This window comes from Herbiconiux sp. L3-i23, from assembly GCF_023734115.1.
GTDB lineage: Bacteria > Actinomycetota > Actinomycetes > Actinomycetales > Microbacteriaceae > Naasia.
In genome coordinates, this window is the sequence record NZ_AP025737.1 from 2,577,136 (window position 1) to 2,601,614 (window position 24,479).

Below are 24,479 nucleotides of genomic sequence, written 5' to 3' on the forward strand. Positions count from 1 at the left end.
CGCTCCCCCACCCGACAGCCGCCCGCTCGTTGAGCGCAGCGATATGAAGGCGCCCCGCACCGCCCACCCGTTGAGCGAGACACGGACGCACCCCACATCACCCGGGTTGCACTGACCAAATCAAGGAGATTTCGAGTCCAACGGCCTTGGATCCGCATGAACGTGTGACGACGGGCCGATTTCTCCTTGATTCGGTCAGTTCCTCGGGCACGATCGCTCGGTGGCTGACCAAATGCAGGAGATGTTGGTGCTCGAAGGCCCTCAAACCCCCGAAACGCCTCTTCCAGACCAGAATCTCCTGCATTCGGTCGGAGACCGCTGGCCCAACGGCTGAATCGAGACCAGTCGACCCGTTCGGTATCGCTGTGCGCGGCGAGCCGGAGCGCGTCAGAGCTGGGGTCGACTTGCCGAATCAAGAAGATCTCGCACGAAACGGCCCCGGATCCGCATGAACGTGTGGTTAGCGGTCGCTTTTTCCTTGATTCGGTCAGTACCCCGCGGCGTGGGCGCTGGATGGCTGACCAAATGCAGGAGATTTTGTCGCCCGAGGGTTCCTAGAGCCCCGAAACGCCTCTTCCGGAGCAGAATCTCCTGCATTCGGTCAGAGACCGCTGGTTCACCGACTGGATCAAGACCAGTCGACGCGTCTGCGAGCGCTGCGCTTAGCGAGCGCCAGCGCGCAGGGTCAGCGGGCGGCGGCGACCGAGGCGCGCAGCGGCGCGAGAGCGGCGGAGAGCTCCGCGAGTTCGCCGACGGCGCCCGAGAACCGCTCGCGCTGCGAGTCGGTCGGCCGGAAGGCGCCGTCGTCATCGAGCTGGTTGCCCGGGAAGTTGATCTCGACGTTCAGCAGGGTCGGCACCAGCCCGAGTCCTGTGACGACCGGCTTGAGCGCGACGACTCCCCTGGTGCCGGCGGAGACACCGCCGTAGCTCACGAAGGTCACGGGCTTGCGGCGCCACTCGTGGTTCAGGTAGTCGAGGGCGTTCTTCAGCGCGGGCGAGAAGCTGTGGTTGTACTCGGGCGTCACGAAGACGAAGGCGTCGGCCTGCTCGACGCGCTCGCTCCACGCGATGGTGTGATCGAACGTGTAGCGCCGCAGCACCGGGTGGTTGGGCTCGTTCATGAGCGGCAGATCGAGTTCGGCAAGGTCGACGAGGTCGATGTCGATGTCGTCGCGGAGGCCGAGTTCGTCGGTCACCCACTCGGCGATCGGCGGCCCGATCCTGCCGGGACGGACACTTCCGACGATGACCATGATGCGCACGAGTTGTCTCCTTCTTCCGGGCTCCACGGGCCCCGCGACTTCAACACCGACCGGGTTCCGGTATTCCCTCCGCCACCCGCCTCGGCCCCGCCCAGCACCGAGTGCACGGATCAGGACAATGTGCACGGATCAGGAGATCCGCCACGGATCAGGACCGTTTCGGCCGTTCGAGTCGGCGTGTCGCCGTCACAGTCCTGATCCGTGCACCGTCCTGACTCAGCACCGTCCTGATCCGTGCACACAGTCCTGATCGGTGCACACCGTCCTGATCCGTGCACACAGTCCTGATCGGCGCACATCGTCCTGATCCGTGCACACCGTCCTGATCCGTGCACACAGTCCTGATCCGCGCACACCGTCCTGATCGGTGCACATAGTCCTGGTCCGTGCACCGGCGGGATGCCGCCCGTCGGAGATGCTGGCGATAATGGCGTGTGACCTCCTCTCCTCTCCTTCCGATGAACGACGGATTCCTCATCCCGCAGGTCGGCCTCGGCGTCTACAAGGTGGCTGATGACGACGCGGCGGACGTCGTGCGGGAGGCGATCCGCGTGGGCTACCGCCACGTCGACACCGCGAAGCTGTACGACAACGAAGAGGGTGTCGGACGCGGCATCCGCGAGTCGGATGTCCCCCGCGAAGACCTGTTCGTCACGACCAAGGTCTGGAACGACGACCACGCCTACGACCGGACGCTGCGCGCCTTCGACGCGAGTCTCGAGCGGCTCGCCCTCGACTACGTCGACCTCTACCTCATTCACTGGCCGGTGCCGAGCCAGGACCTCTACGTCGAGACCTGGAAGGCCCTCGTGCAGCTGCGCGAGTCGGGGCGGGTGCGGTCCATCGGCGTCTCGAACTTCACCGAGCGCCACATCGACCGGCTCGTCGACGAGACCGGCGTCACTCCCGCCGTCAATCAGATCGAGCTGCACCCGCGGCTGCCGCAGGCGGCGGTGCGCGAGTACGACGCCGCGAACGGCGTGCTCACCGAGGCGTGGTCGCCGCTCGCCAGAGGCGGTGTGCTGACCGACCCGACCCTCATCGAGATCGCGGCGAAGCACGACCGGTCGCCCGCCCAGGTGGTCATCCGCTGGCACATCGAGCTGGGCAACGTGGTCATCCCGAAGTCGGTCACCCCCGACCGCATCGCGTCGAACTTCGACGTGTTCGACTTCGCGCTCGACTCGGACGACCTCGCGAAGATCGCCACCCTCGACTCCGCCTCACGGACCGGGCGCGACCCCGACCTCGACTGAGCGCCCTCGGTCGAGCGAACCGAACCGCGACGTCGCCGAATCCACTCCCCGGCGGCTCCGCCCCTCACCACCGGGGGTGGATGGCCGCCCGGAAGTACTCGTCGTAGATGCGCTCGACGCCCGACCGCACCCCGTCGCCGAGATCGTCGACGCTGCCGGCGACCGCGTTCGACGCCGCCTGCGCGACGTCCCGCGCACCGGGGATCACCGTGCTGACGCCCTCGAGTTGCGCGATCCACGCGATGGCGGTCTGCGCGGGCGACAGCCCCTCGGGGGCGAGAGCGGCGAACTCCTGCGCCGCGGCGACGCCCTTCTCGAACGGCACTCCTGAAAACGTCTCCCCGACGTCGAACGCGTCGCCGGACCGGTTGAAGTTGCGGTGGTCGTCGGCGGCGAACGTGGTCTGCTCGGTGTACTTGCCGCTCAGCAGCCCCGACGCGAGCGGGACCCGCGCGATGATGCCGACACCGGCGTCGAGCGCGGCGGGCAGCACATCGTCGAGCGGCTTCAGACGGAAGGCGTTGAGGATGATCTGCACCGTCGCCGTGCCCGGCCGCGCGATGGCGGTCAGCGCCTGCGCGGTCTCCTCGACGCTCACCCCGTAGTTCTGGATGACGTTCTCGGCGACGAGGGTGTTGAGCGCGTCGAAGACCTCGTCGGACTCGAAGACGGCGGTGGGTGGGCAGTGCAGCTGCACGAGGTCGAGGGTGTCGACACCCAGGTTGCGGCGCGACCGGTCGGTCCACTGCCGGAAGTTCGCGAGCGTGTAGTTGCCGAGCTCCTGGTCGACGCGGCGGCCCATCTTGGTCGCGACCGTCACCTGCGCGCCGGCGTTGTCGCGCAGCCACTCGCCGATGAGCGTCTCGCTGCGGCCGTCGCCGTAGACGTCTGCGGTGTCGAAGAAGGTGACGCCCGCCTCGGCGGAAGCGTCGAGGACGGCCCGCGCGTCGGCGGGATCGACTTCACCCCAGTCGGCGCCGAGCTGCCAGGTGCCGAGGCCGACGACCGAGACCTCGCGTCCGGTGCGTCCGAGAATCCTGTGCTGCACGAGTGCTCCTCCTTGGGCGATGCGGCGCCTCCGTCGGCGCCTTCCTCGATCCTGCCCCACCGCGCCTCTACGAGCGCCGCGAGACCGCGGTAACGATCGCACCACGAAACCCGCGATGGCCTCCGGCGCAGTCGTATCGTTCGAGCATGCGGAGACTCCTCGCAGTGCCAGTGGCGGCCGCGGCCGCGCTCCTCCTGCTCGCCGGCTGCACGAACGGCGCCACCATCTCGGGTTCCGGCGGGATCCCCGCCCCCGACCGGGCGGCCGAGCCGTTCCTGCCCGACGAGGGCGCAGCCGACGGCGGCACGGCCGACGGCGCGATCAGCGGGCGCGACGTCATCACGACCGGTCAGCTCGACATCGTCGTCGATGATCCGATCGACGTGTTCGACGACGCCTCCGACATCGTGACCGAGTCGGGAGGCCGCATCGACGCCTCCTCCACCCAGCCGGCGACGGACTACCAGTCGGCGTCGGCGAGCATCACGGCGCGCATCCCGGCCGACGAACTCGAGGCGACGATCGACGCGGTCAGCGCGCTCGGCGAGGTCCGCGCCCTGTCGACGCAGGCCAGCGACGTGACCGCGCAGACCACCGATCTCGACGCTCGGATCGAGAGCCTCACGGCGTCGGTCGCCCGCCTCCGCGATCTCCTCGCAACGGCCACGAACACCGCCGACCTGATCGCGACCGAAACGGCGCTCAGCCAGCGTGAAGCCGAACTCGAGTCCCTCACCGCGCAACGGGAGTACCTCAGCGACCAGGTCGACTACTCGACCCTGCAGATCACCCTCGCGAGCCCGCAGCCCGCATCCCAGGGCGCGCCGACGGACTTCTGGGGGGCGGTCGTCGCCGGATTCCAGGCCCTGCTCGTGAGTCTCGGAGCGATCGGGATCGCGATCGGAGCCGCGCTGCCGTGGATCGTGTTCCTCGCCGTCGTCGCCGCGATCGTGGTTCTCATCGTCCGCTTCGCGCGCCGTCGCCGCAGCCGCCGCTCGTCAGCGCGCTGACCAGCGCAGAGGCGGCGCGCCCTGCGACGCGGCGTCAGCGGCTCAGCGCGCCGAGTGACGCGGGGCGTGCAGTGCCCGGCGGCGCAGCACGAAGGCTGCGGTGCCGCACCCGACTCCGACCACCGACATGCCGACGATCGCGGCGAGCATGCCGGAGTCCTGCATCGAGGGCACCCCGGAGGAGGAGGCCGCGCCGGTGCCGGCGAGGAGCCGCGGATTCGGGGTGACCGCGACGGGCAGTGACTCGCGAGTGCTTTCGACGGCACGGGTGGCGGCCATCGTGTCGAGCTGAGCCGGAACCGCGCCGACCTCGGCGGGCGCGGTCGATGTGCTGCTCCGAGTGGACGATCGAGTCGACCCACCAGATGAGGTGGAAGCCGACGCTCCCCCAGACCCGTTCGCCGATCCGGAGGTCGTTCCGCTCGGCGCCCCGCCGCTCGGTGCGGCGCCGTTCGAAGTGCCGTTGCTGGGGGCAGAGGTGTTCGTCGGCGAGGGGCTCGGCGTCGTCGATCCGGACGGAGACGGGCTCGGCGAGGGAACGGCGGGCTGGCTCGGCGACGGCTCGGGTTCGGAGGGTTGCGGGGCCGGCTCGCTCGGCTCGGCGGGCGCCGGGGCGACGGCGGGATCGGTAGGCGTCGACGTGCACTCGGTCGTTGCCGGGTCGCACTCGACCGCCTGCACCGCCCCCGCGCCGCCCAGAAGCGCGCCGAAGGCCAGTGCCCCCGCCGCGGCAGCGACCGCGAACGAACGCACCAGAACCCGCATCAATCCCACCCGTCGAACTTCCGACCGGACGATTCACAGTCGTGAAGGCTGTCCATCTTTCCCGCTTTCGCAGGATGACACGCGGGGAGCGCGCGAATTGCCTGGTCATCTCGAGGATGCCCGCCGTGCCCGCCGCGAGACGGCATCCGCCGAAACTGACGTCGCATCGCGACCGCCGTGAACGGCCTCCTCAGCGACCGGATCCGGTCATCGAGGAGGGCCGCCAGGCCCGTCGCGAAATGACAACACCCGCAGATCCCCCACACCGGCGACCCCGCGGACCCCTGTCGCATCGCGACGACCGTGAACGGCCTCGTCAGCGACCGGATCCCACACCGGTCGGCCGTGGACGGCCTCCTCAGCGACCGGATCCTCAGCGCAGCGTCGCGGCTCCGACGACGTGGAGCAGTGCCTCGCCGTAGGCGTCGTCGGCGGTCATGCCGCCGAAGGTGGCGGACTCGCCCCGGAACTCGATGTCGACCTCGAACTGCGGATCCTCGCCGTCGCCGACCACCCGCAGCGACCGGAACGCGCCGCGCAGCAGAGCCCGCAGCTGCCCCTCGCTCGGCAGCCACAGCGCATCGTCGAGCGCCACCGAGTCGAGCGCCCACTCGGTGGTGCCGTTGAAGCCGAGGATGGTGCCCGACGGATAGGTGTGCGCCTCGATCGTCATGTCGCTGACGGTGAACACCGCCTCGCCGACCTCGGCCTCGTCGAGGGCGAACCGGTCGCCCGACTGCGGCTTCCATCGCAGACCGGCTGTCCGAAGGGCGCGCGCGAGCGGTATGGAGATCATCGCGGACATTATGCGTCGCCGAACCTGCACGCGAGCAGGTTCCAGTCCGGCAGAATCGACGCGTGGCCCCTCTCTCCGGCACCCAGACCGCCCTCTCCGCTTCCGGCTACACGGCCGACATCGCCTCCGTGGGGGCGACGTTGCGCACCCTCCGCTTCGACGGACGCGACCTCGTCGCACCGTTCGAGGCCGACGAGGTGAGGCCCGACTACTTCGGCGCGATCCTCGTGCCGTGGCCGAACCGGGTGACCGACGGGCGCTACCGCTTCGACGGCGTCGACTACGAGCTCTCGCTCACCGAGCCCGAGCGCGGTCAGGCGCTGCACGGTCTCGCCGCCTGGCTCGACTTCGCGGTCGTCGAGTCGAGCGACTCGCACGTCCTTCTTCGCGCGCGGATCCCCGCCCAGGTCGGCTACCCGTTCCCGCTCGAGGTCGACGTCCGCTACGCGCTCGACGCGGCCGGCCTGAGCACGACCGTCACCACGACGAACCTCGGCGAGCGCCGCGCGCCCTACGGCGTCGCGCCGCACCCCTACCTCGTCGCCGGAGAGGGCACGGTCGACGAGTGGACGCTCGAACTTCACGCGTCGCGGGTGCTCGAGGTCGACGAACGCCTCACTCCCGGTGATGTCGTCGATGTCGACGACCACTTCGACTTCCGCGCGCCGCGACAGATCGGCGCCCGCGAGATCGACAACGCCTACACCGGCATCGACTGGGATGCCGACGGCACCACCACCCTGAGGCTCACCGTCGACGGTCACGGCACCGCGATGACCTGGAGCCGCGACCTCGGGTGGCTGCAGATCTTCACCGGCGATCTACCCACCCCGGCCCGCCGTCGACGCGCGGTCGCGGTCGAGCCGATGACCTGCCCGCCCGACGCGTTCAACTCGGGCACCGACCTCGTCATCCTCGACCCGGGAGCCTCGCACTCCGCGACGTGGACGATCGCCGCAATCTGACGCCCGCCCGATCCGGGTAGGCGCGGACGGCCCCGATAGCCTGATCCCGTGGAATTCGGGGTCTATGCCGTCTTGGGGATCGCTGTCCTCGTCGCCGTCTCGATCTTCTCCAAGCGACTCGGCGTCGCGGCACCGATCATCCTGGTGGTCGTCGGCGTCATCCTCTCCTACCTGCCGGGCGTCCCGCTCATCGAGGTGCCGTCGGAGCTGGTGCTCGACATCGTGCTGCCGCCCATCCTGTATGCGGCGGCGGTCAACCTGCCGGTGCTGGACTTCCGCCGCAATCTCAGCACCATCTCGAGCCTCTCGGTGTTCCTGGTGCTCGTCTCGGCGTTCGGCACCGGCTTCCTCCTCTACGCCCTGCTGCCCGACCTGAACCTGGCGGCGGCGATCGCGCTCGGCGCCGTCATCAGCCCGCCCGACGCGGTGGCGGCGACCTCCGTCGGGCGCCGACTCGGCCTCCCGCCGCGGCTCGTCACCGTGCTCGAGGGCGAGGGGCTGGTCAATGACGCCACCGCGCTCGTGCTGCTGCGTTCGGCGTCGGCCGTCGCCGCGGGCGCGCTGCTGACCCCGGGCGAGGCGATCCTCGACTTCGTGCAGGCCGTCGGATTCGCCATCGTCATCGGCCTCGCCGTCGGCGCGATCACCGTCTTCGTCCGGTCGAAGCTCGACGACCCCGTGCTCGACGTCTCCGTGTCGATCGTCGTCCCCTTCATCGCCTTCCTGCCCACCGAGCAGATCGAAGCGTCCGGCGTGCTCGCCGTGGTGGTCGCGGGCCTCTACACCGGACACATGGCGCCGCGGCGGTTCTCGGCCCAGGCACGAGCGAGTGACCGGGTCAACTGGCGGACCATCCAGTTCCTGCTCGAGAACGGCGTCTTCCTGTTGATCGGGCTCGAGATCCGCGGCCTCATCGACGCGGTCGACCCCGACGTGCTGTCGCTGCCCGCGACGGTCGGCATCGGCCTGCTCGCCACCGTCGCGCTGATCGCCGTGCGATTCCTCTGGATGGTGCCGGTCATCGCCAGCCTCAAGCGCAACCTCGCGCGCGCGGAGGAGCGGCACGCGCTCATCTCCGACCGGATGCGCGACTTCGTGCGCATCAAACCCCGCGACGAACGGATGGCGCGCCGGCTCGAGAAAGCGAAGGAGGGCTTCGCGCGTCGGGAGCGCGACGTCGAGTATCAGCGACGTGAGGGCATCGACCGCCGCGGCGGCATCGTGCTCGCCTGGTCGGGGATGCGCGGTGTCGTCACCCTGGCGGCCGCGCAGTCGCTGCCCGAGAGCACGCCCTACCGGCCGCAGCTCGTGCTCATCGCCTACACCGTCGCCGTCGTGACTCTGCTGCTGCAGGGCGGCACGCTGCCCGCCCTGATCAGGGCCCTGAAGATCGAGGGAGTCGACCTGCGCGCCGATCAGCGCGAACTCGCGAAGCTGCTCGATGAGATGGGCTACGCGGGACTCGCGGTGCTCGAGAGCCCGGCGGAGGCCATCGGGTACGACGGCGACGTCGATCCCGATGTCGTCGAGCGGGCTCGACAGTCGTCGTTCCTGCGTTCGGAGTCGGCATGGGAGGGCGCGAAGGCCGGCGGCGGCGCCCAGGACGAGACGCCGCACTACGTCTACCGGCAGCTCCGGCTCGCGGTCGTCGACGCCGAGAAGCGGCGTCTGCTCGAGGCTCGCAGCTCCGGCGCGTACTCCTCGCGCGTGCTCGCCCGTGCGCAGACCATGCTCGACCTCGAAGAGACTCGGCTCCGCCCGCCCCGCACCGACCACTGACGCCCGCCCGCCCCGCCCGTTGAGCGAAGCGATACGGGGGACACAACTCGGCACGCCCGCCCGCCCCGCCCCGCGGAGCGATACGAAGGGCGTACCTCTCCGGTCTGCGCCTACTTCTGCCCGTGCAGCGGCGGCGACGCGGGCAGCCCGCGGTGTTCGGCGACAGCGTGGACCACTTCGGCGAGCGCGTCGTGGGCGCTGACCTTCGGCACCCAGCCGAGCTCGGCGCGGGCGCGCGCGGTCGACATGACGGGCACGGTGGTCGCGATGTCGATCCATCCGGGGTCCATCGCGATGATCCGCGTGCGCCAGGCGAACGCGACGAGCGCGCGCAGCACCGCGGCGCGGAACGGTACCGTGCGGGTGCCGAGCACCGAGGCCACCAGCGTCGGGTCGGCCACCGGTTCCGCGGCGAAGTTGAACGCTCCCCCGGCGCGACGGTCGATGGTGCGCCAGATGCCGTCGGCGAGGTCGTCGACGTGGATGACCTGCGACACCGTCGTCGTCGGCATCGGCAGCACGGGGAGCACCCCGTCGTCGAGCCAGCCGAGCGGCAGCCATCCCCGGGCGAACAGGCGCTTCAGCTCGGCGCCGGTGCGGCCGTTCATCACGAGTCCGGGCCGCGCCCTCGTCACCACGATCTCGGGATGCTCGCGTTCGAAGCGGTCGAGCGCGCGCTCGTCCATCGCCTTGTGCCGCGAGTAGTGCGAGCTGGGGATACCGCCGGTCGGCCATGACTCGTCGACGCGGGAACGCTTCGGGCCAGGGCTGTAGGCGCCGACCGACGAGGCGACCACGACCTGCGGCACACCCGCCCGCGCGACGGCCTCCAGCACCTGCACGGTGCCGTCGACGTTGGTGCGACGCAGCTCCGCCTCATCGCGATTGGGCTGCAGCTTCCACGCGAGGTGGATGACGGCATCGGCACCCTCGAAGGACCGCGTCAGCGCGTCGAGGCTGCCCGGCTCTCCGACGGTGATCTCGTCGAAGCGCACCCCCTCGTACTCCGCGACGTCGCGGTGGGGCGCTCTGCGGGCGATGCCGACGATCTCGTCGACTTCGCTCGCGGCGGCCAGGCGCCGCAGCACTCCGAGTCCGACATTGCCCGTCGCTCCGGTGACGATGATCTTCATGTGGACCTGCTCCTTCGCGTCGGTTCACGCTACGCGGCGGCCACCGGGAGCCCGGTGGGAGCGGACCGGACGTTTCATCACCGCCGCCCCGACGCGCTGACCCGCGGCGGACCGTGCCGTGTCGGTGGGTGCCTGCAGCATGAGCGGCGTGGCACTCTCCCGCTCGACCGGGGCGGAGAGACCATCGGAGAGACGAAACGACATGAGAAGGAGCGCATCATGGCTGAGCTCGGCTGCACCCACGACGACTCGATCGACGGCGCGGGCAACTTCCTGTCCTACGAAGACGCGTCGGCCGACTTCGGTGACGGCGCGATCGTCGTCTCCTGCCCCTGCGGAGGATGGATCGTCGAAGACGCCTCGGGAATGGTCATCGCGACCTCCGACCCCGTGGTCGTCGCCCCGGTGCTCGCCCGCGCCGCCTGACCGACGTCGAGAACGGCAGGCCGCAGCCGAGGTGCCCGGTCCTGCGGGTGCCGAAGCATGAATACCCGCAGAAGTGGGCACCTCGCCCCGCTCGCTGAAGCCCTAGTGTGTGGGACATGACGGCGACGAAGCCCGAGACGATCGACGAGTACATCGCCGCCGCGCCGGAACAGGCGCGCGACTCCCTCTCCACGCTGCGCACGATCCTGCACCGTGCCGTCCCGGGTGGAACCGAGAAGGTGCGATACGGGATGCCGGCGATCATGCTGGGCGGTCGCTACGCGATCCACTTCGCGGGGTGGAAGAAGCACATCGGCCTCTATCCGATTCCCACTCTGCCCGAGCCGCTCGAGTCGGAGATCGCGCCGTACCGTCAGGCGAAGGATTCGGTCAATTTCCCCTATTCGAAACCGATTCCGTTCGACCTGATCGAGCGGGTGGCGACGCAGATCGTCGCGTTGCGTGCCGACGCGACGGATCAGACGGAGTAGCCCGTCACGGCTCGCGTCTGCTGACGGTGACGGTGAACTTGTCGTTCCGGCCGGCCACCTCGGTGGGTCCGACGGCGCGGGCGAGCGCGGCGCGGTAGCCGAGGTGCGAGTTGAACACCGTCCATAGTTCGCCGCCCGGCCGCAGGACGCGCGCGGCGTCGCCCAGCAGCCGCAACGCCACCTCGGCGTGCACGGTCGCCCCGGAGTGGAACGGGGGATTGCAGACGATGAGGTCGGCGCTGGCAGGCGGCCGCTCGAACAGCGCGTCCTCGCGGACCGCATGGATGCGATCCGCCAGATCGTTCGCTGTCGCGGTCTCGGAGGTCGACAGCACCGCGGCGCACGACTGATCGATCGCGGTGACCTCGAGGTCGGGGCGGGCGCTCGCAAGAGCTGACGCGAGCACTCCGGTGCCGCTGCCCAGATCGATGGCGTCGCGAGCGGGGCGCATCTCGGGGAGGAAGCCGAGCAGGTAGCGGGTGCCGATGTCGAGGGAGGCGCCGGCGAAGGCGGCTCCGTGCGCGCTGACGAGCAGCTCTCCGCCCGGCAGAGCCCCGTCGCGAAGGGTCGCGATGGTCGGGAAGCGGGGATTACCCACGGGTGTGCGCGCGCCGCTGGCCTGCAAGGTTCGCGACTTCTGCCGAGCCCGGCCGATGTCGAGGCGGTCGAAGGAGCGCAGGAACACGTCGTTCATGGCGAGGGTCATGTGCTTGATGCGGCCGCCCGCGATGACGACGACGTCTGGCGAGGCGTAGCGCGCGATCGCGTCCACCCACTCCTCGAGCTCGGCGAGCGCCCGCGGAAGCTGGAGCAGCACCACGCGTGCGCCCTCGAGCAGCGACGCGCCGAGCGGATGCCACCCGTACTCCCCCGTGCCGCCGAGCGCCTGCGCATTCTGCGCGAGGGCGCGCTCGCCGAGGAGGGCGTCCTGATGCACGCGCACTCCCGACGCCCCGAGGGCGATCGCGCCGAGCGTGAGGGCTCCGTAGCGGTCGCCGATCACTGCGACGTCGGTCGGGGATGCGGCGATCGCCGAGGTGGCCTCGTCGAGGATCAGCCGGTCGCTGGCGTCGACGGCGAACAGGTTCGAGGCTTCGACGTCGGGGCGGCGGCGCAGCTGATCGAAGGGGAACTCGGGCACACTCCCAGTGTCCCAGTCCTCCGGCGCCGAGGTCGCCGCAAGTGATCGAGGCGGACTCGCCCGACGTCCAGAAGGCTTCACGCGGGCACGGCGCTCGGCGACCGAAGTGAAGATCGGCTCCCGTGTCACGTCAGCGGTAGCGACGCGGCACCCTCCAAGGTCGACCGAACTCCGCGTCGAAGCTCGCAGGCTCGAACGGGCTGTCTCCGCCCGCCGGATAGCTGGTGAGCTCGCCGAAGACGATGCGCCCCTCGAGGCTGTACAGGTCGACGCGGACGAAGTCGGTCCCCGCGCCCAACCGCGCGGCGATCGCCAGCATCTCGTCGAGGTGCGGCGGACGAGCGGGGGTCGGCGACGCCCAGCGCGGCCCGCCGCTCATGGCCAGGTGCTCCCAGCGGTCGGTGAAGAAGTCCTGCGTGCGATCGCCGAACCGGCCCCCGTCGACCTGGATGAAGCGGCACTCGCCGTCGTAGGTGAAGAACTTGTAGTCGTCCGGTACGCCGCCGTCCGTCCCGACGAGCATCTCCTCGACGATCACTCGGGGAGGGACCTGCCCGTAGGCCCACTCACGATTGGGACCCTGCCCGTAGAGCTTCGTGCACCACACCTCGGCGATTGCCGCCAACTGCTCACGATCCACGTGCTCGGGACGCACATGCCGGTACACCCACCCGTGCTCGGGTCGGGGCAGTCGCGCGTCCTCGGGCGCATCAGGTGACACGACGATCACCGCTCCGCTGCCGTGCGTCGGCTTGACCACGTACCGGTCGGGCAGATCGAGCGTCAACAGATCGGCGGCGTCGTCGAGCACGGCGATGCATCCCGGGAGCGACGCCTCGCCCACCCGAGCGGCGACGAAATCCCGGACCGCCGCCTTGTCGGCGAACGTCACCAGCAACGGCCGGTGGTCGCGCAGCATCTTGTACCGGACCTTCTGGCGGAACGTCTGCGGATTCATCGTGCGCATCAGCCGCCACCAGCGCACCAGGCGGCTGCGGTTGCGCCAACGGATGCGCGGGGTGCGGGACGGGGTGCGCAGCGAACTGCGGGACGGGGCGAGCACCGAGCGATTCTGCCAGGCGCAGGGGCTCGGATCTTGCAGGCCCACCTTCTTCGGGCTTCTCAATCCTTCAGGTCCACAAACGAGAAGAGCGCCTCCCTAGAGGGCGACGCTCTTCTCCTTGGTGGACCTGAGGGGATTCGACTCCCCACTCGCTCCCCCAACTGCCGCTTCGCGTCAGCCGGGGCCCCTCGCGAGCGTGGGCCCACCTTCTTCGGGCTTCTCAATCCTTCAGGTCCACCAACGAGAAGAGCGCCGCCCTAGAGGGCGACGCTCTTCTCCTTGGTGGACCTGAGGGGATTCGAACCCCTGACCTCTTCATTGCGAACGAAGCGCGCTACCAACTGCGCCACAGGCCCAAGTGCCCGACAACACTATCACCGCGAAGACCCCACCCATGACCACCTCGCCGCTACCGCCGAAGCCGTTCTGGACGCGGATGCGGGCAGGAGGCGACGATCAGACCGCGCGGCGACGGCGCAGCACGTCGTTGAGGTCGGTGATTCCCGGACGGGCCTCCCCGACGATGCCCATCGCCGCGTATCCGGAAGCCTTCGCCGCGGGAGCAGCCGTCTGACGCGACGGCATCGATGCGACCTCGGGCGCGTTCGCCGCCGCGCGCAGCGCCTCCTGCGCCCGTGCCGCCGCGGCGGCCAGATCGAGATCCGGAGCCACGAGGCCGGCGGTCGCCGGCGCCTCACGACGCGACAGGTACAGCGGCTTCGGCAGCGGAACCGGGGTCCACGTGGGACGAGCGGGCTCGCTGCGTTGCCAGTCGACGAAGCTCTGCACCGGGGGCGCGACCGCGACCGTGCGGTCCACCGCCTGCGTCGCCCGGCGCGCAGCGGCGACCGTCGCGACTCGCTGCAGGAAGCCGAGTGCGACGAAGGCGCCGACTGCGCCGACGACGAGCGGAATCCAGTTGCCGACCGCGAAGACCTGGCTGACACCGACCCCGGCGAGCACCACCGAGGCGATGAGCACGAGCGCGGCGATCAGACGCGAACGGCGAAGACGAGCGGCGGTCAGAGCCTGCACGGCCTCCGCCTTCTGACGCGGACCCTTCGGCGCCTCGGGCTTGCGCGCGAGCACCCGAGCGGCGGCCGCCTCGCGGGCGCGGGCGACGGCTTCGGCGCGCTGCGCCTCGATGCGCAGGATGCGGTGCTGCTCGGCGACGCTTTTCGCGGTCGCCTCGGCGCGGACCTCGGCGGGCACCTCGGCGGTCTCGGCGAGGATGCGCAGCGTCTGCTGCAGACGAACGGCGTTGCGCTCGGTCGCGATGTACTGGCGACGGCGCATCCACGTGGGCATCAGATAGACAAGCCAGAGCACTGCGGCGAGCGCAATGACGACACCCCCGCCGACGCCCTCAATACCCATGGGGACAAAAGTAGGGGCGCGCGCATCCCGCGTCCCGGAAGGGGGCGGGTGTGTCTGCCGCCGAACCGCTGAAACTTCGGTCGTGTCCCGTCAGAACGACGGGAAACGGGTCGCCGCCGCCTCGCGATCGCTCTCGGGGATCGCCGCGTTCTCCGCCGGCACCTGCCCGAGCCGCCAGCGGTCGAGCACCCCCTCGGGAACCTCTTCGGAGACCAGGGCGAAGCAGAAGTGATCGCGCCAGTCGCCGTTGATGTGGATGAAGCGACGGCGGAGGCCCTCGTAACGGAATCCGAGCTTCTCGACGACCCGCAACGACTTCGAGTTCTCGGGTCTGATGCAGATCTCGATGCGGTGCAGACCGAGCTGCTGGAAGCAGTAGTCGGTGGCCAGGGCGACCGACGTCGGTGTCGCGCCGGCGCCGGCGAAGCGCTCAGCGATCCAGTATCCGATCGACGCCGACGACGTCGACCCCCATGCGATGCCCGACACGTTGAGCTGGCCGGCGAGTTGCCCGTCGACCTCGATGATGAACGGCAGGCCCTGCCCGCTGCGCGCATGCGCCTGCAACGCGCGGATGCTCGCACGGGTGTCGAAGCTCATCGGGGCGCGGGGGCTCGTCGCCTCCCACTCGCGCAACCACGACCGGTTGTCGAGCAGCTCGCGCTCGAGCGGCCGCGCGTCCTTCAGCCGGATGGGTCGGATGGCGGTGCGCTCGTCGCGCAGCGTCGGAATGATAGCCACCGTGGGCGCCGCTTTCCGCTGATCGGTTACCGGCGGAGATCCCGTCGGGAGAGGAGTGAGACTAGTCGATCGTCTCGACGAAGTCCTTCAGCCACGGCTTCAGTTCGGGGCCGAGGTCGTCTCGTTCGCTCGCGAGCTGCACGATCGCCTTGATGTAGTCGATCTTGTCACCGGTGTCGTAGCGGCGGCCGCGGAACACGACGCCGTACACACCGCCGATGCTCTCGTCGCCGGCCATCTCCTGCAGGGCGTCGGTCAGCTGGATCTCGCCACCCTTGCCCGGCTCGGTGCGCTCGAGGATCTCGAACACCTCGGGGCGGAGCACGTAGCGGCCGATGATCGCGTAGTTGGACGGTGCGTTCTCGCGCGAGGGCTTCTCGACGAGCCCGGTGACGCGCACGACGTCCTCCTCGTCGGTCTCCTCGACGGTGGCGACACCGTAGAGGTGGATCTGCGACGGGTCGACCTCGAGCAGCGCGACGATCGTCGCGTTGCGCTTCAGCTGCTCCTCGATCATGCGGTCGAGCAGCGGGTCGCGCTCGTCGATCAGGTCGTCGCCGAGCAGCACCGCGAAGGGCTCGTCGCCGACGTGCATCTCAGCGCGCAGCACGGCGTGCCCGAGACCCTTGGGGTCGCCCTGGCGGACGTAGTGGATGTCGGCGAGGCCGGTCGACTCGTTGACGCGCTCGAGCTTGGCGAGGTCGCCCTTCGCCTCGAGGGTCGCCTCGAGCTCGGCGACACGATCGAAGTGGTTCTCGAGCGCGTTCTTGTTGCGCCCCGTCACCATGAGCACGTCGTGCAGCCCGGCGTTGACGGCCTCCTCGACGACGTACTGGATCGCCGGCTTGTCGACGACGGGCAGCATCTCCTTCGGCATCGCCTTGGTGGCGGGAAGGAAACGGGTGCCGAGACCGGCAGCGGGGATCACTGCCTTGGTGATATGCGAGGCCATTTGCACAGGTTATAGGGAGATGCCTTCTAAAATCGTCCTCATGCCGGCCGACCTGAGCCTCGAGAAGCGGGCCTTGCGCGCCGAGCTGCGCGAGCGACGACGCAACATGACCTCGACCGAACGCGCGTCGGCGACCGAGGGTCTCACCGCCCGGCTGATCTCGCTGACGGAGGCGACCGGGGCCTCTTCCGTGTCGTGCTACCTGAGCACGAACGACGAGCCGGACACCCGCCCGTTCCTCAAATGGGCTGATCAGCGAGATATTCGCATCCTCCTGCCGATCGCTCGGACCGACGGCCTGCTCGACTGGGCGACCGCCACCGACGAGGACGACGAAGAGGTCGGACTGTTCGGAATGCCCGAGCCCGCGGGAGAGCTTCTCGCCCCCACCGCCATCAACGACGTCGACCTGATCCTGGTTCCGGCGGCGTGCGTCGACCACCACGGCGTGCGCCTCGGATGGGGGCGGGGCTATTTCGACAAAACGCTCGGATCGATGGAGAACTGCCCTCCCGTGTACGCGGTAGTCTTCGACACCGAAGTGCTCGACGAGGTGCCTCGAGAGCGTCACGATCAGCCCGTCGATGGGGCCGTGACCCCGACGCGCACCCTCGATTTCCGTCCCGCGCGCTGACGGGACCGCCGCCTGATCGGCAGAGAGAGACCATGCCTACCTACTCCTACAAGTGCACGAGCTGCGGCAACGCGTTCGACATCGTTCAGTCCTTCACCGACGACGCGTTGACCACGTGCGAGGTGTGCGGCCAACCGCTGCGCAAGGTGTTCAGCCCCGTCGGCGTGACCTTCAACGGGTCCGGGTTCTACCGCACCGACTCGCGCGGCTCGAGCTCCGCGAGCTCGTCGTCGAACGGGTCGAGCTCGTCGGGGTCATCGGGGTCGTCGACGTCGACGTCGACGGGGTCGTCTTCGGGCGGCTCGGGTAGCAGCGGTTCGAGTGGTTCGGCATCGGGAGGGGCAGCGTGAGCGACGAGAAGAAGCACGGCGTGTTGAACGGGTTCAAGGAGTTCATCCTCCGCGGCAACGTCATCGACCTCGCGGTCGCGGTCGTCATCGGAACCGCGTTCACCGCCATCGTGAACACGATCGTCGCGAGCGTGTTCAATCCGGCGATCGGTGCGCTCTTCGACGCATCGACGCTGAACGAGGCGTTCCCCATCGACATCCCAACCACGTCGGGCGGCACCGCCACCCTCCAGTTCGGCGCGGTGCTGGCCGCGGTCATCCAGTTCTTGATCGTCGCGGTGGTCGTCTACTTCGTGCTCGTCGTGCCGATCAATCACCTGAAGAAGGTGGCGTTCGCGAAGCAGCAGAAGGAGGAGGAGGCCGCGACTCCGGCGAACCTCCCGCCGACCGAGGCCGAGCTGCTGACCGAGATCCGCGATCTGCTGGCCGCCCGCGCCGACGCCGAGACGGTGCCGACCACTACGGGCAAGCACGCCGTCATCCGCGGCGACGAGTCCCCCGCCAGCTGACCTCGCTCCACCCGTCGCTCGGGCACTGACCGAATCAAGGAGATCCGGGGCTGAATCGGCCCGGATCCGCATGAACGTGTGACTGACGCCCGCTTTTTCCTTGATTTGGTCAGCGGAGGAGCGGCGGGCGCCTGCTCTCTGACCAAATGCAGGAGATTCTCGCGCCGCACCTTCGATTCGGGCGGAAATCAGGCCCGCAACGCCAAAATCTCCTGCATTTGGTCCTCCACCCGGCGGCCTTCGCGGGTTGAACTGACCGAATCAAGGAGAAGTGCTGCCTCGAGGGGCCCGGATCCGCATGAACGTGTGACTCGACCCTGCTTTTTCCTTGATTCGGTCAGTGGAGCAGCGGCCGGGCATCCGGTCTCCGATCAAATGCAGGAGATTTTCGCGATGACCTGCTCCTCGAGGTCGAAAACGGGCCCTTGCGGCCAAAATCTCCTGCATTTGGTCAGCCACCGCACCCCGGCGACGGCGGTCGACTGATCAAGTCAAGGAAAAGTGCCGCCTTGAGGGGCCCGGATCCGCATGAACGTGTGACTCGACCCCGCTTCTTCCTTGATTCGGTCAGCGGCCGGTGAAGGAGCGGGTCAGTAGTGGGGCGGGACGTCGCGGCGGAGCTGCTCGTCGTTGCCGGAGTCGCGGTCGCCCCACGTCTTCTCGTCGTCTTCCGCGGCTCGCTCGACACGCTTCGGCAACTGCGGGGTGGGGTCGCTGCCGGGGACCGGCTCGGTGCGGACCCGTCGGGACTTGCGCTCGGCCATGTCAGCCGGCGATGACGGGGATCGCCTCGGTCTTCGGCGCCAGGTGGACAGCGCCGAGGGCGATCGCGATCTTGCGGGCCACCGACTCGGGGTCGGCGAACAGTTCGAAGCTGTGCACGCGCAGGTAGTGCCAGCCGAGACGCTTCAGCATGTCGGGCCGCAGGCGCAACGACTCGCGGAGGCTCATGCCGCCGACGATGCCGTCGGTCTCGATGGCGATCGCCTTGCCCTGGTACGAGGCGACGAGCGCGAGCCGTCCGCGGTAGCCGAGCGCGGTGTCGAGGCCGAGGCCTTCGAGACGACGGGACAGGTCGACGAGCATCGCGTCGCTGTCGTCCGGGATCGGCTCCTGCGCGATGCGCGCCTCCGCTTCGGCGAGGATCTCCCCGAGGGCGAGGACGCCATGCGCGACTCGCTCGGTGGCGATGTCCTCCGGCCGGAAGCACGACACGATGACGAGCGAACGACGCGCCCGCGTGACCGCGGAGGCGAGGAGCCGATCGCCGCCGGGCTCGCCGAGCGGACCGAAGTTCGACAGCATCCGCCCGTGCGGGGTGCGGCCGTAGCCGACCGAGAAGATGACGCGGTCGCGGCTGAGCGCGACGGCCTGCTCGAGCGTCACGACCATGAACGGCTCGGACTGCTCGCGCAGGAAGAAGTCGGTGACCTCGGTGCGTCGCGCGACCGCGCGGAGCACCGCCTGCTGCACACGGACGGCGTGGCGCTGGCTCGCGGTGACGACGAGCAGCGACTCCTTCGGGCGGTGGATGGCGTGGTCGAGCACGAGCTCGACGACCCGCGCCACCTCGGCGTCGACGGACTCGACGGTGCCGCTCTCGGGATCGGGCAGCGCTCCCCCGTCGCGGATGTAGTCGAGCACGAGGCTGCCGCGTCCGAGGAAGGTGCCCGCCCACGGCATCGATTGGATCTTGCCGCCGTAGAAACGCCGGTTGACCAGCTCGACGAGGTCCTGCCCGCCCGCGCGGTAGCTGCGGGTCAATTCGAGAGTCGGCAGCAGCTCGCCGAGACGCGCGAGCGCGGAGTCGTTGTGGCGGGCGTCGAGTTCGTTCTGCGCGTGCGGGTGGTGCTCGACTCCCCCGCTCAGGTCCTTCACGCCGATCTCGAAGTCGGTGGGCGTCTGCGTCACCGGGTCGCCGAAGAGCACCGTCTGACGTCCGCGGCGGATCGCGCCGAGGCTCTCGGCGACGCTGACAGCGCCCGCGTCGAGCACGAAGACGGCGTCGAACGGGATCTCGTCGGAGATGGTGTCGACGTCGTACGGGGAGACGAGCCAGACGGGTGCGACGATGCGCGAGAGGTGCGGGGCCGCACGGTGCAGCGTGTTGGCGTCGGCGTGCTCGCTCTTCAGCACCCGCTTCAACGCCTCGGCTTCCTGCGGCCAGTCGACGACGCCGATGCGCCACGCCTCGGCGAGGCTCCACGCCAGCTGCGGCGCGGCGCCGGCGGCGTGCGCCTCGTCGACGAGTCGGAAGTCGGCTTCGAGCCGGTCGAGCACCTGCGTGTTGCCGCCGAGCAGGGCGCGGTCGGTGCGGAGCATGCGCTCGAGCGCCGAGGTCCACCAGGCGAGTTCGAGCTCGATGGCGACCCGCTCCTCGGGCACGTGACGGCGCGCGAGGTCGGCGAGCAGAGGGTCGAGGTCGAGAGCCCGCAGCGTGGTCATGAGCGCGGTGCGCTCCTGCAGGTTGTCGAGCACCTCGGAGTCGGCGGCGAGGGCCTCGAGCTGCGTCTGCAGTTCAGGGATCGGCAGGGCCGCGAGCGAGCGGGGGCTGGCGGTGAGGCCCAACGGCTCGTCGATCGCGTGCAGATCCTTCGAGATGCGGTCGTAGGCGACCTGCACGTCGGCGATGCCGACCGGGATCTCAGGCGTCACTCCCGAGGTGACGAAGCGCTGGTACAGCACCCGCTGCTGCTGGATGCGCACGAGCGCCTCGTGCAGGTCGGCGACGTGGACGCCGGGTCGCACGTATTCGCGGGCGAGTTTGCGCAGGCGGCGACGGTTGCCGCCGCTCATCGCCGCCGAGTCGCGACGCGACCCGGTCGCAGCGATCAGCTCGCCGAGCGAACGGTCGAATACGACGGGCTGGAAACGGTCGAGCGTCTCGCGGATGTCGAGCAGCAGGCGCAGGTAGATGCCGAGCTCGGCGATGCTCTCGAAGGGGCGGAGGCGGGTCTTGCCGACGAGCTCGTTGGCGCGTTCGAGCAGGCGGGGCAGCTCGGTCTCGTGCAGGCGGCGGGCGATGCCGTGCGCTTCGGCGGCCGCGGCGGAGGTCGGGAACGACGCCCCGTACCAGGGCGAGTCGCCCGGACCATAGCGGAACTCGCCGAGCGCGGCGGCGCGGACGAGCGCCTGCGCGGCACCGGCGCGGTCACCGCCAAGGGCTTCGATCGCCCGGTCGGTGAGCCGCGAGTGGGTCTGCGGCGCGTCGGGCAGGAGCGCGAGGCGGGCGAGCTCGGACAGGGCGTCGAGGGCGGAGATGCCGAGCAGCGGATCCTGCTTCGACAGCGCGCCGCGGTAGTCGAGCAGCACCGAGCGCAGACGCAGCAGCGCGTCGTCGACCTCGGTCGTGTTGACCTTGCCGGCCTTCTCGTTGCGGCTGATCGCCTGGATGACGTCGCGCCGCACCGAGCGGGGAGCGATCGCGATGCCCGGCAGTCCGATCTCGGACAGCCGCGAACTGACCGCCTTCAGGGTGGCGTGACGCGCGCTCACCACGAGCACCCGCTTGTGCTGGGCGACGAGGCAGCCGAGCGCGTTGACGATCGTCTGGGTGCCGCCGGTGCCGGGGAGGGTCTTCACGACCACCGAGTTACCGGCTGCGATCTGCGCGATCGCGATCTCCTGCTCCGAGTCGGCGTCGAGCAGCAGGGTGTCGCTCGCGGGCGGCCGGTGGTCCTGATCGACCGGCTCGGCGGCCGTGTACGACTCGGAGATCGTCCAGCGCGCGGTGGGGTTGCCGGCGAGCGCGTCGATGACCGGGTGGTCGAGCTTCTGCGCGTCGGCGAGCATCCGCGGGGCCACCTCGGCGAACGAGGAGGCCACGAGGCGCGGGTGCACGCTGAACCAGCTGATATGCGAGGTGAGTCCGCGCAGACGGTCGATGACGGGCTGCGGCTTGAACTGGTCGTTCGGGCCGGCGAGCGCGACGAACGCCCACGGGTCGAGCGTGATCTGGAACTGCTCGTGCAGGGCGCGCGCCAGCGCGGGGTTGAGGAACGGCGCTCCCTTGAGGCGCAGCTCGAAGTCCTTGCCGTAGCGGCGCAGGGTCATCGGGCGCAGCAGCAGCGGCGCCCGATACTCCTTCTTCTCGAACTTCCACTCGGCGATGCCGATGGCGAGGTGGATGGAGTCGATGCCGCGGGTCGAGCTGAGCTCGATGCCCTTCGCGGTCATGTTGGACGCGGCGATGCTCGCGGTGCGGAAGGCAAGGTCGTCGCGGACGAGGCTCGACAGCAGGGTGGCCTTGCCGGTGATGAACTGAGCGAGCCCGCCGGGGTGCGTGGAGCTCAGCTCGATGCGGGTTCTCGGGGAGTCGACGAGGTGCAGCAGCGGCGAGGTGCCGCCGACCTTGCCGAGTTCGGTGCGCCACTTGTCCCACGCCGGCTCGGCGACGTTCACCGGGGTGAGTCGCGGATCACCGACGCTGAGGGTGTGCGCGGCCGTCACCGCTGCAGTGAGGGGAGCGACCGCTTCGGAGCCGAGCTCCGCGTCGTGGGTTCGCCTGTCTGCACGCCACATAGTGCCACTGTAGGTCGACACCTCGCAGAAACGCCGGAGATCAGAGGGGGTGTCCCGTCGTTTCTTGCGTCGTCATGAATGCGATTCCGCGGTCACCGGAGAAGCGCAGCACCCATTCAGCGTCTCCTCAAACTCGGATGGCTACCGTGTGAGCGTCTTCCTCGCGTTCCACCCCCATCGAAGGATCCCTCCGCATGAATGCACCTCTCTCCGACGCGCCCGCCGAGTCGATCGACCTCCTCGCGACCCAGCCCATCGACCTGTCGGAGATGCGCCAGCTGCTCGCCGACTGAGTACAGGTTCGTTCCCGGGCTTGACCTTGGCAGGACGTCCGTAGGCCCTGAGCATCCGCGCAGTATGGCCGCGAAAAGTGGACGTGCCGCGGGTCGGTGCGGAAGCGTGGCCGACCGCATGCCGTGGGCATGCCCGATGAAAGGAGAGCCATGCTGACACTCACCGACACCGCTTCGACCGTTGTCAAGACGATCGTCTCGCAGACCCCCGACACCGACACCGCGGGGATCCGCATTCAAGGAGGCGGCGACTCCGAATTCGTCCTGGGCATCGCACCCAATCCCGAGGCGTCGGACACCGTCGTCGACAGCGAGGGCGCCCGAGTCTTCCTCGACGAGGACGCAGCCCAGGTGCTCGACGACAAGATCCTCGACGCGCAGGTCGACGACGAGGGCGGAGTGCGATTCGCCATCGCCCAGCAGGCCGTCTGAACCCGGCCGATCCTCGATGAGAGCCGCCGCCCCTCGGGGTCGGCGGCTCTCATCGTCTGTTCGGCCTGCCACGCCTAGCATTCGAGCGTGACCGACGCGCAGACCCTCGAGACGACGGACGCACCCGAGCCCGCGGACGCGGTGAGGACCTTCCGGACGCCGACCGGCGTCTACCGGGCACGCGTCGCCGACGGAGTCGTCCGCGCCCTCGGCATCCGCTACGCGACGGCCGACCGCTTCGCGCCGCCGGTCCCGGTCGCTCCGAGCGACGAGCCGTTCGACGCCTTCGACCCCGCGCCCGCCTGCCCGCAGCGTGTGCCGCGCACGAACGAGGTGATGGGCGACCCGCTGCACACCATCACGTTCTCCGAGGACTGCCAGCGCGTGTCGATCACCCTGCCCGCCGACCTCGCCGAGGGCGAGCGGGTGCCGGTCATGGTGTGGATCCACGGCGGCTCCTACGTCTTCGGCGCGGGCGACCTGCCGCTGTTCGACCCCTCGACCCTGGTCCGGGAGCAGCGCGTCATCGTCGTCGCCGTCACCTACCGGCTCGGCGTGCTCGGCTTCCTCGGCAACGGCGGCGACATCCCCGCGAACCTCGGGCTGCTCGATCTGCGTGAGGCGCTGCGCTGGGTGCACGCGAACATCGACGCGTTCGGCGGCGACGCCACCTCGATCACCCTCTTCGGCCAGTCGGCGGGCGGTGACGCCGTCGCGCACCTGATGATCAGCGACGGGGTCGACGGACTCTTCCGCCGCGTCATCATCCAGAGCGCACCGTTCGGCCTCCGCTCGCGCCGCGCCCGGATGAACCGCATCATGGCGGCGGCGACCGGCCCGCTCGACGCTGACACCCCACTGCCGGTGCTGCAGGAGGCCGAGGCACGCGCCGAGAAGGCGGCGGGACGCTTCGGGCTTCGGGCCGGCATGTCGTTCGGCACCCAGTACGGTTTCGCGCCGCTTCCTCCGGAGAAGGAGGCGCTCGACGCGTGGCGAGCGGTCGCCGACCGTTACGACGTCCTCATCGGATGGACCGCCGAGGAGACGTCGCTGTTCGCCGAGATCCTCCCGCCCCTGCAGAAGCTCTTCGCCCTCCCCCGCCTCGGCCCCGTGTTGCGGTCGATGCTGCTCGACTTCACGACCGACCGCGTGTACCGCTCGTCGGGGCGCCGCTTCGCCTCGCTGCTGGCACGTGGCGGAGCGAAGGTCACCCGTTACGAGTTGGCCTGGCGGCCGCGCGGCAGCCGGATGGGCGCCACCCACACCGTCGAGCTCCCGCTCCTCTTCCCCGGGCCGCTGTGGCGACGCGCAGGCGTGCTCGGCCAGGTGAAGCCGCGGGAGCTGTCGGCGATCGGGCGCGGGTTCCGCGCACTGTGGGCGGACTTCGCGCGCACCGGCGCCCTCCCCGCCGACGCGACCGCCTCGGCCGGGGTGCCGATCACGATCGAACGCGCCCGCATCCGCTGACCCCCTCGACCCGTTCTGGGGGCTCCGAGCCTCTCGCGTCGGCCGCGTCCGGACCGATAGTTTCGC

24 protein-coding genes, 1 tRNA gene and 1 pseudogene are annotated in these 24,479 nt (G+C 69.7%); 12 read left to right on the forward strand and 14 right to left on the reverse strand.

The window, feature by feature from the left end:
• Positions 1–685 precede the first annotated feature (685 nt).
• Positions 686–1,255 carry an NADPH-dependent FMN reductase gene (locus NGH83_RS12225; protein ID WP_251858531.1) on the reverse strand — a complete coding sequence of 190 codons (570 nt, stop codon included), beginning with the start codon at positions 1,253–1,255 and terminating at the stop codon, positions 686–688.
• A 467-nt stretch (positions 1,256–1,722) separates the two neighbouring features.
• On the opposite strand from NGH83_RS12225, the gene NGH83_RS12230 reads away from it, so the two are divergent.
• On the forward strand, positions 1,723–2,520 hold the full coding sequence (locus NGH83_RS12230; RefSeq protein ID WP_251856529.1) for an aldo/keto reductase: 798 nt from the start codon (positions 1,723–1,725) through the stop codon (positions 2,518–2,520).
• Positions 2,521–2,584: 64 nt separating this feature from the next.
• Here the strand turns inward: NGH83_RS12230 and NGH83_RS12235 are convergent, their stop codons facing one another.
• Positions 2,585–3,568, reverse strand: coding sequence for an aldo/keto reductase (locus tag NGH83_RS12235; protein ID WP_251856531.1), 984 nt, complete (start codon positions 3,566–3,568; stop codon positions 2,585–2,587).
• A 146-nt stretch (positions 3,569–3,714) separates the two neighbouring features.
• On the opposite strand from NGH83_RS12235, the gene NGH83_RS12240 reads away from it, so the two are divergent.
• Complete coding sequence (locus tag NGH83_RS12240) at positions 3,715–4,578, forward strand: DUF4349 domain-containing protein (RefSeq protein WP_251856532.1); 864 nt, start codon at positions 3,715–3,717, stop codon at positions 4,576–4,578.
• Positions 4,579–4,620: 42 nt separating this feature from the next.
• Here NGH83_RS12240 and NGH83_RS12245 read toward each other — a convergent pair whose 3' ends face one another.
• Positions 4,621–4,857 carry a hypothetical protein gene (locus NGH83_RS12245; protein ID WP_251856533.1) on the reverse strand — a complete coding sequence of 79 codons (237 nt, stop codon included), beginning with the start codon at positions 4,855–4,857 and terminating at the stop codon, positions 4,621–4,623.
• Between the two features lie 61 nt (positions 4,858–4,918).
• On the opposite strand from NGH83_RS12245, the gene NGH83_RS12250 reads away from it, so the two are divergent.
• Positions 4,919–5,524, forward strand: a complete 606-nt coding sequence (locus tag NGH83_RS12250) for a hypothetical protein (RefSeq protein ID WP_251856534.1) — start codon at positions 4,919–4,921, stop codon at positions 5,522–5,524.
• Between the two features lie 192 nt (positions 5,525–5,716).
• Here NGH83_RS12250 and NGH83_RS12255 read toward each other — a convergent pair whose 3' ends face one another.
• Positions 5,717–6,139 carry a pilus assembly protein CpaE gene (locus NGH83_RS12255; RefSeq protein WP_251856535.1) on the reverse strand — a complete coding sequence of 141 codons (423 nt, stop codon included), beginning with the start codon at positions 6,137–6,139 and terminating at the stop codon, positions 5,717–5,719.
• A 62-nt stretch (positions 6,140–6,201) separates the two neighbouring features.
• On the opposite strand from NGH83_RS12255, the gene NGH83_RS12260 reads away from it, so the two are divergent.
• Positions 6,202–7,104, forward strand: coding sequence for an aldose 1-epimerase family protein (locus NGH83_RS12260; protein ID WP_251856536.1), 903 nt, complete (start codon positions 6,202–6,204; stop codon positions 7,102–7,104).
• 48 nt (positions 7,105–7,152) lie between these two features.
• Positions 7,153–8,883: a sodium:proton antiporter gene (locus NGH83_RS12265; RefSeq protein ID WP_251856537.1), complete on the forward strand. Its 1,731-nt coding sequence runs from the start codon at positions 7,153–7,155 to the stop codon at positions 8,881–8,883.
• A gap of 110 nt (positions 8,884–8,993) precedes the next feature.
• Here the strand turns inward: NGH83_RS12265 and NGH83_RS12270 are convergent, their stop codons facing one another.
• On the reverse strand, positions 8,994–10,016 hold the full coding sequence (locus NGH83_RS12270; protein ID WP_251856538.1) for an NAD-dependent epimerase/dehydratase family protein: 1,023 nt from the start codon (positions 10,014–10,016) through the stop codon (positions 8,994–8,996).
• Positions 10,017–10,235: 219 nt separating this feature from the next.
• Between NGH83_RS12270 and NGH83_RS12275 the strand changes: the two genes are divergently transcribed.
• On the forward strand, positions 10,236–10,442 hold the full coding sequence (locus NGH83_RS12275; protein ID WP_251856539.1) for a hypothetical protein: 207 nt from the start codon (positions 10,236–10,238) through the stop codon (positions 10,440–10,442).
• Positions 10,443–10,558: 116 nt separating this feature from the next.
• Entirely contained in the window at positions 10,559–10,933 is a 375-nt protein-coding gene (locus NGH83_RS12280; protein WP_251856540.1) for an iron chaperone, read from the forward strand.
• A 4-nt stretch (positions 10,934–10,937) separates the two neighbouring features.
• Here NGH83_RS12280 and NGH83_RS12285 read toward each other — a convergent pair whose 3' ends face one another.
• From NGH83_RS12285 to galU, 6 genes are all read right to left on the reverse strand, one after another.
• Entirely contained in the window at positions 10,938–12,074 is a 1,137-nt protein-coding gene (locus NGH83_RS12285; protein ID WP_251856541.1) for a class I SAM-dependent methyltransferase, read from the reverse strand.
• A 130-nt stretch (positions 12,075–12,204) separates the two neighbouring features.
• Complete coding sequence (locus NGH83_RS12290; RefSeq protein ID WP_251856542.1) at positions 12,205–13,137, reverse strand: ATP-grasp fold amidoligase family protein; 933 nt, start codon at positions 13,135–13,137, stop codon at positions 12,205–12,207.
• A 280-nt stretch (positions 13,138–13,417) separates the two neighbouring features.
• Positions 13,418–13,493: transfer RNA gene (locus tag NGH83_RS12295), tRNA-Ala, on the reverse strand.
• A 100-nt stretch (positions 13,494–13,593) separates the two neighbouring features.
• Positions 13,594–14,514 carry a hypothetical protein gene (locus tag NGH83_RS12300; protein ID WP_251856544.1) on the reverse strand — a complete coding sequence of 307 codons (921 nt, stop codon included), beginning with the start codon at positions 14,512–14,514 and terminating at the stop codon, positions 13,594–13,596.
• 90 nt (positions 14,515–14,604) lie between these two features.
• A complete protein-coding gene (locus NGH83_RS12305; RefSeq protein WP_251856545.1) occupies positions 14,605–15,255 on the reverse strand; it encodes a GNAT family N-acetyltransferase in 651 nt (216 codons plus the stop codon).
• Positions 15,256–15,316: 61 nt separating this feature from the next.
• The gene (gene galU, locus NGH83_RS12310; protein WP_251856546.1) at positions 15,317–16,207 is read right to left on the reverse strand and encodes a UTP--glucose-1-phosphate uridylyltransferase GalU; all 891 of its coding nucleotides are present in this window, start codon (positions 16,205–16,207) and stop codon (positions 15,317–15,319) included.
• A gap of 40 nt (positions 16,208–16,247) precedes the next feature.
• On the opposite strand from galU, the gene NGH83_RS12315 reads away from it, so the two are divergent.
• Positions 16,248–16,841, forward strand: coding sequence for a 5-formyltetrahydrofolate cyclo-ligase (locus NGH83_RS12315; RefSeq protein ID WP_251856547.1), 594 nt, complete (start codon positions 16,248–16,250; stop codon positions 16,839–16,841).
• Positions 16,842–16,873: 32 nt separating this feature from the next.
• Positions 16,874–17,014: pseudogene (locus NGH83_RS12320) on the forward strand (FmdB family zinc ribbon protein); the annotation flags it as partial.
• 14 nt (positions 17,015–17,028) lie between these two features.
• Here the strand turns inward: NGH83_RS12320 and NGH83_RS12325 are convergent.
• On the reverse strand, positions 17,029–17,208 hold the full coding sequence (locus tag NGH83_RS12325; protein ID WP_251858575.1) for a hypothetical protein: 180 nt from the start codon (positions 17,206–17,208) through the stop codon (positions 17,029–17,031).
• A gap of 6 nt (positions 17,209–17,214) precedes the next feature.
• On the opposite strand from NGH83_RS12325, the gene mscL reads away from it, so the two are divergent.
• Entirely contained in the window at positions 17,215–17,700 is a 486-nt protein-coding gene (gene mscL, locus NGH83_RS12330; RefSeq protein ID WP_251858532.1) for a large conductance mechanosensitive channel protein MscL, read from the forward strand.
• 590 nt (positions 17,701–18,290) lie between these two features.
• Here mscL and NGH83_RS12335 read toward each other — a convergent pair.
• A complete protein-coding gene (locus tag NGH83_RS12335) occupies positions 18,291–18,464 on the reverse strand; it encodes a hypothetical protein (RefSeq protein ID WP_251856549.1) in 174 nt (57 codons plus the stop codon).
• Between the two features lies 1 nt (position 18,465).
• Positions 18,466–22,221: a DUF4011 domain-containing protein gene (locus NGH83_RS12340; RefSeq protein WP_251856552.1), complete on the reverse strand. Its 3,756-nt coding sequence runs from the start codon at positions 22,219–22,221 to the stop codon at positions 18,466–18,468.
• A 443-nt stretch (positions 22,222–22,664) separates the two neighbouring features.
• Here NGH83_RS12340 and NGH83_RS12345 point away from each other — a divergent pair, with 443 nt between their 5' ends.
• On the forward strand, positions 22,665–22,946 hold the full coding sequence (locus tag NGH83_RS12345) for a Fe-S cluster assembly protein HesB (RefSeq protein WP_251856553.1): 282 nt from the start codon (positions 22,665–22,667) through the stop codon (positions 22,944–22,946).
• Between the two features lie 87 nt (positions 22,947–23,033).
• The gene (locus NGH83_RS12350) at positions 23,034–24,413 is read left to right on the forward strand and encodes a carboxylesterase family protein (RefSeq protein ID WP_251856555.1); all 1,380 of its coding nucleotides are present in this window, start codon (positions 23,034–23,036) and stop codon (positions 24,411–24,413) included.
• Positions 24,414–24,479 lie beyond the last annotated feature (66 nt).

Coding starts and splice junctions, on each gene's coding strand:
- NGH83_RS12225 (WP_251858531.1), bottom strand. CDS start 1,255: ATGGTCATCGTCGGAAGTGTCCGTCCCGGCAGGATCGGGCCGCCGATC.
- NGH83_RS12230 (WP_251856529.1), top strand. CDS start 1,723: ATGAACGACGGATTCCTCATCCCGCAGGTCGGCCTCGGCGTCTACAAG.
- NGH83_RS12240 (WP_251856532.1), top strand. CDS start 3,715: ATGCGGAGACTCCTCGCAGTGCCAGTGGCGGCCGCGGCCGCGCTCCTC.
- NGH83_RS12245 (WP_251856533.1), bottom strand. CDS start 4,857: ATGGCCGCCACCCGTGCCGTCGAAAGCACTCGCGAGTCACTGCCCGTC.
- NGH83_RS12255 (WP_251856535.1), bottom strand. CDS start 6,139: ATGATCTCCATACCGCTCGCGCGCGCCCTTCGGACAGCCGGTCTGCGA.
- NGH83_RS12270 (WP_251856538.1), bottom strand. CDS start 10,016: ATGAAGATCATCGTCACCGGAGCGACGGGCAATGTCGGACTCGGAGTG.
- NGH83_RS12275 (WP_251856539.1), top strand. CDS start 10,236: ATGGCTGAGCTCGGCTGCACCCACGACGACTCGATCGACGGCGCGGGC.
- NGH83_RS12280 (WP_251856540.1), top strand. CDS start 10,559: ATGACGGCGACGAAGCCCGAGACGATCGACGAGTACATCGCCGCCGCG.
- NGH83_RS12300 (WP_251856544.1), bottom strand. CDS start 14,514: ATGGGTATTGAGGGCGTCGGCGGGGGTGTCGTCATTGCGCTCGCCGCA.
- galU (WP_251856546.1), bottom strand. CDS start 16,207: ATGGCCTCGCATATCACCAAGGCAGTGATCCCCGCTGCCGGTCTCGGC.
- NGH83_RS12315 (WP_251856547.1), top strand. CDS start 16,248: ATGCCGGCCGACCTGAGCCTCGAGAAGCGGGCCTTGCGCGCCGAGCTG.
- NGH83_RS12335 (WP_251856549.1), bottom strand. CDS start 18,464: ATGGCCGAGCGCAAGTCCCGACGGGTCCGCACCGAGCCGGTCCCCGGC.
- NGH83_RS12340 (WP_251856552.1), bottom strand. CDS start 22,221: ATGTGGCGTGCAGACAGGCGAACCCACGACGCGGAGCTCGGCTCCGAA.
- NGH83_RS12345 (WP_251856553.1), top strand. CDS start 22,665: ATGCTGACACTCACCGACACCGCTTCGACCGTTGTCAAGACGATCGTC.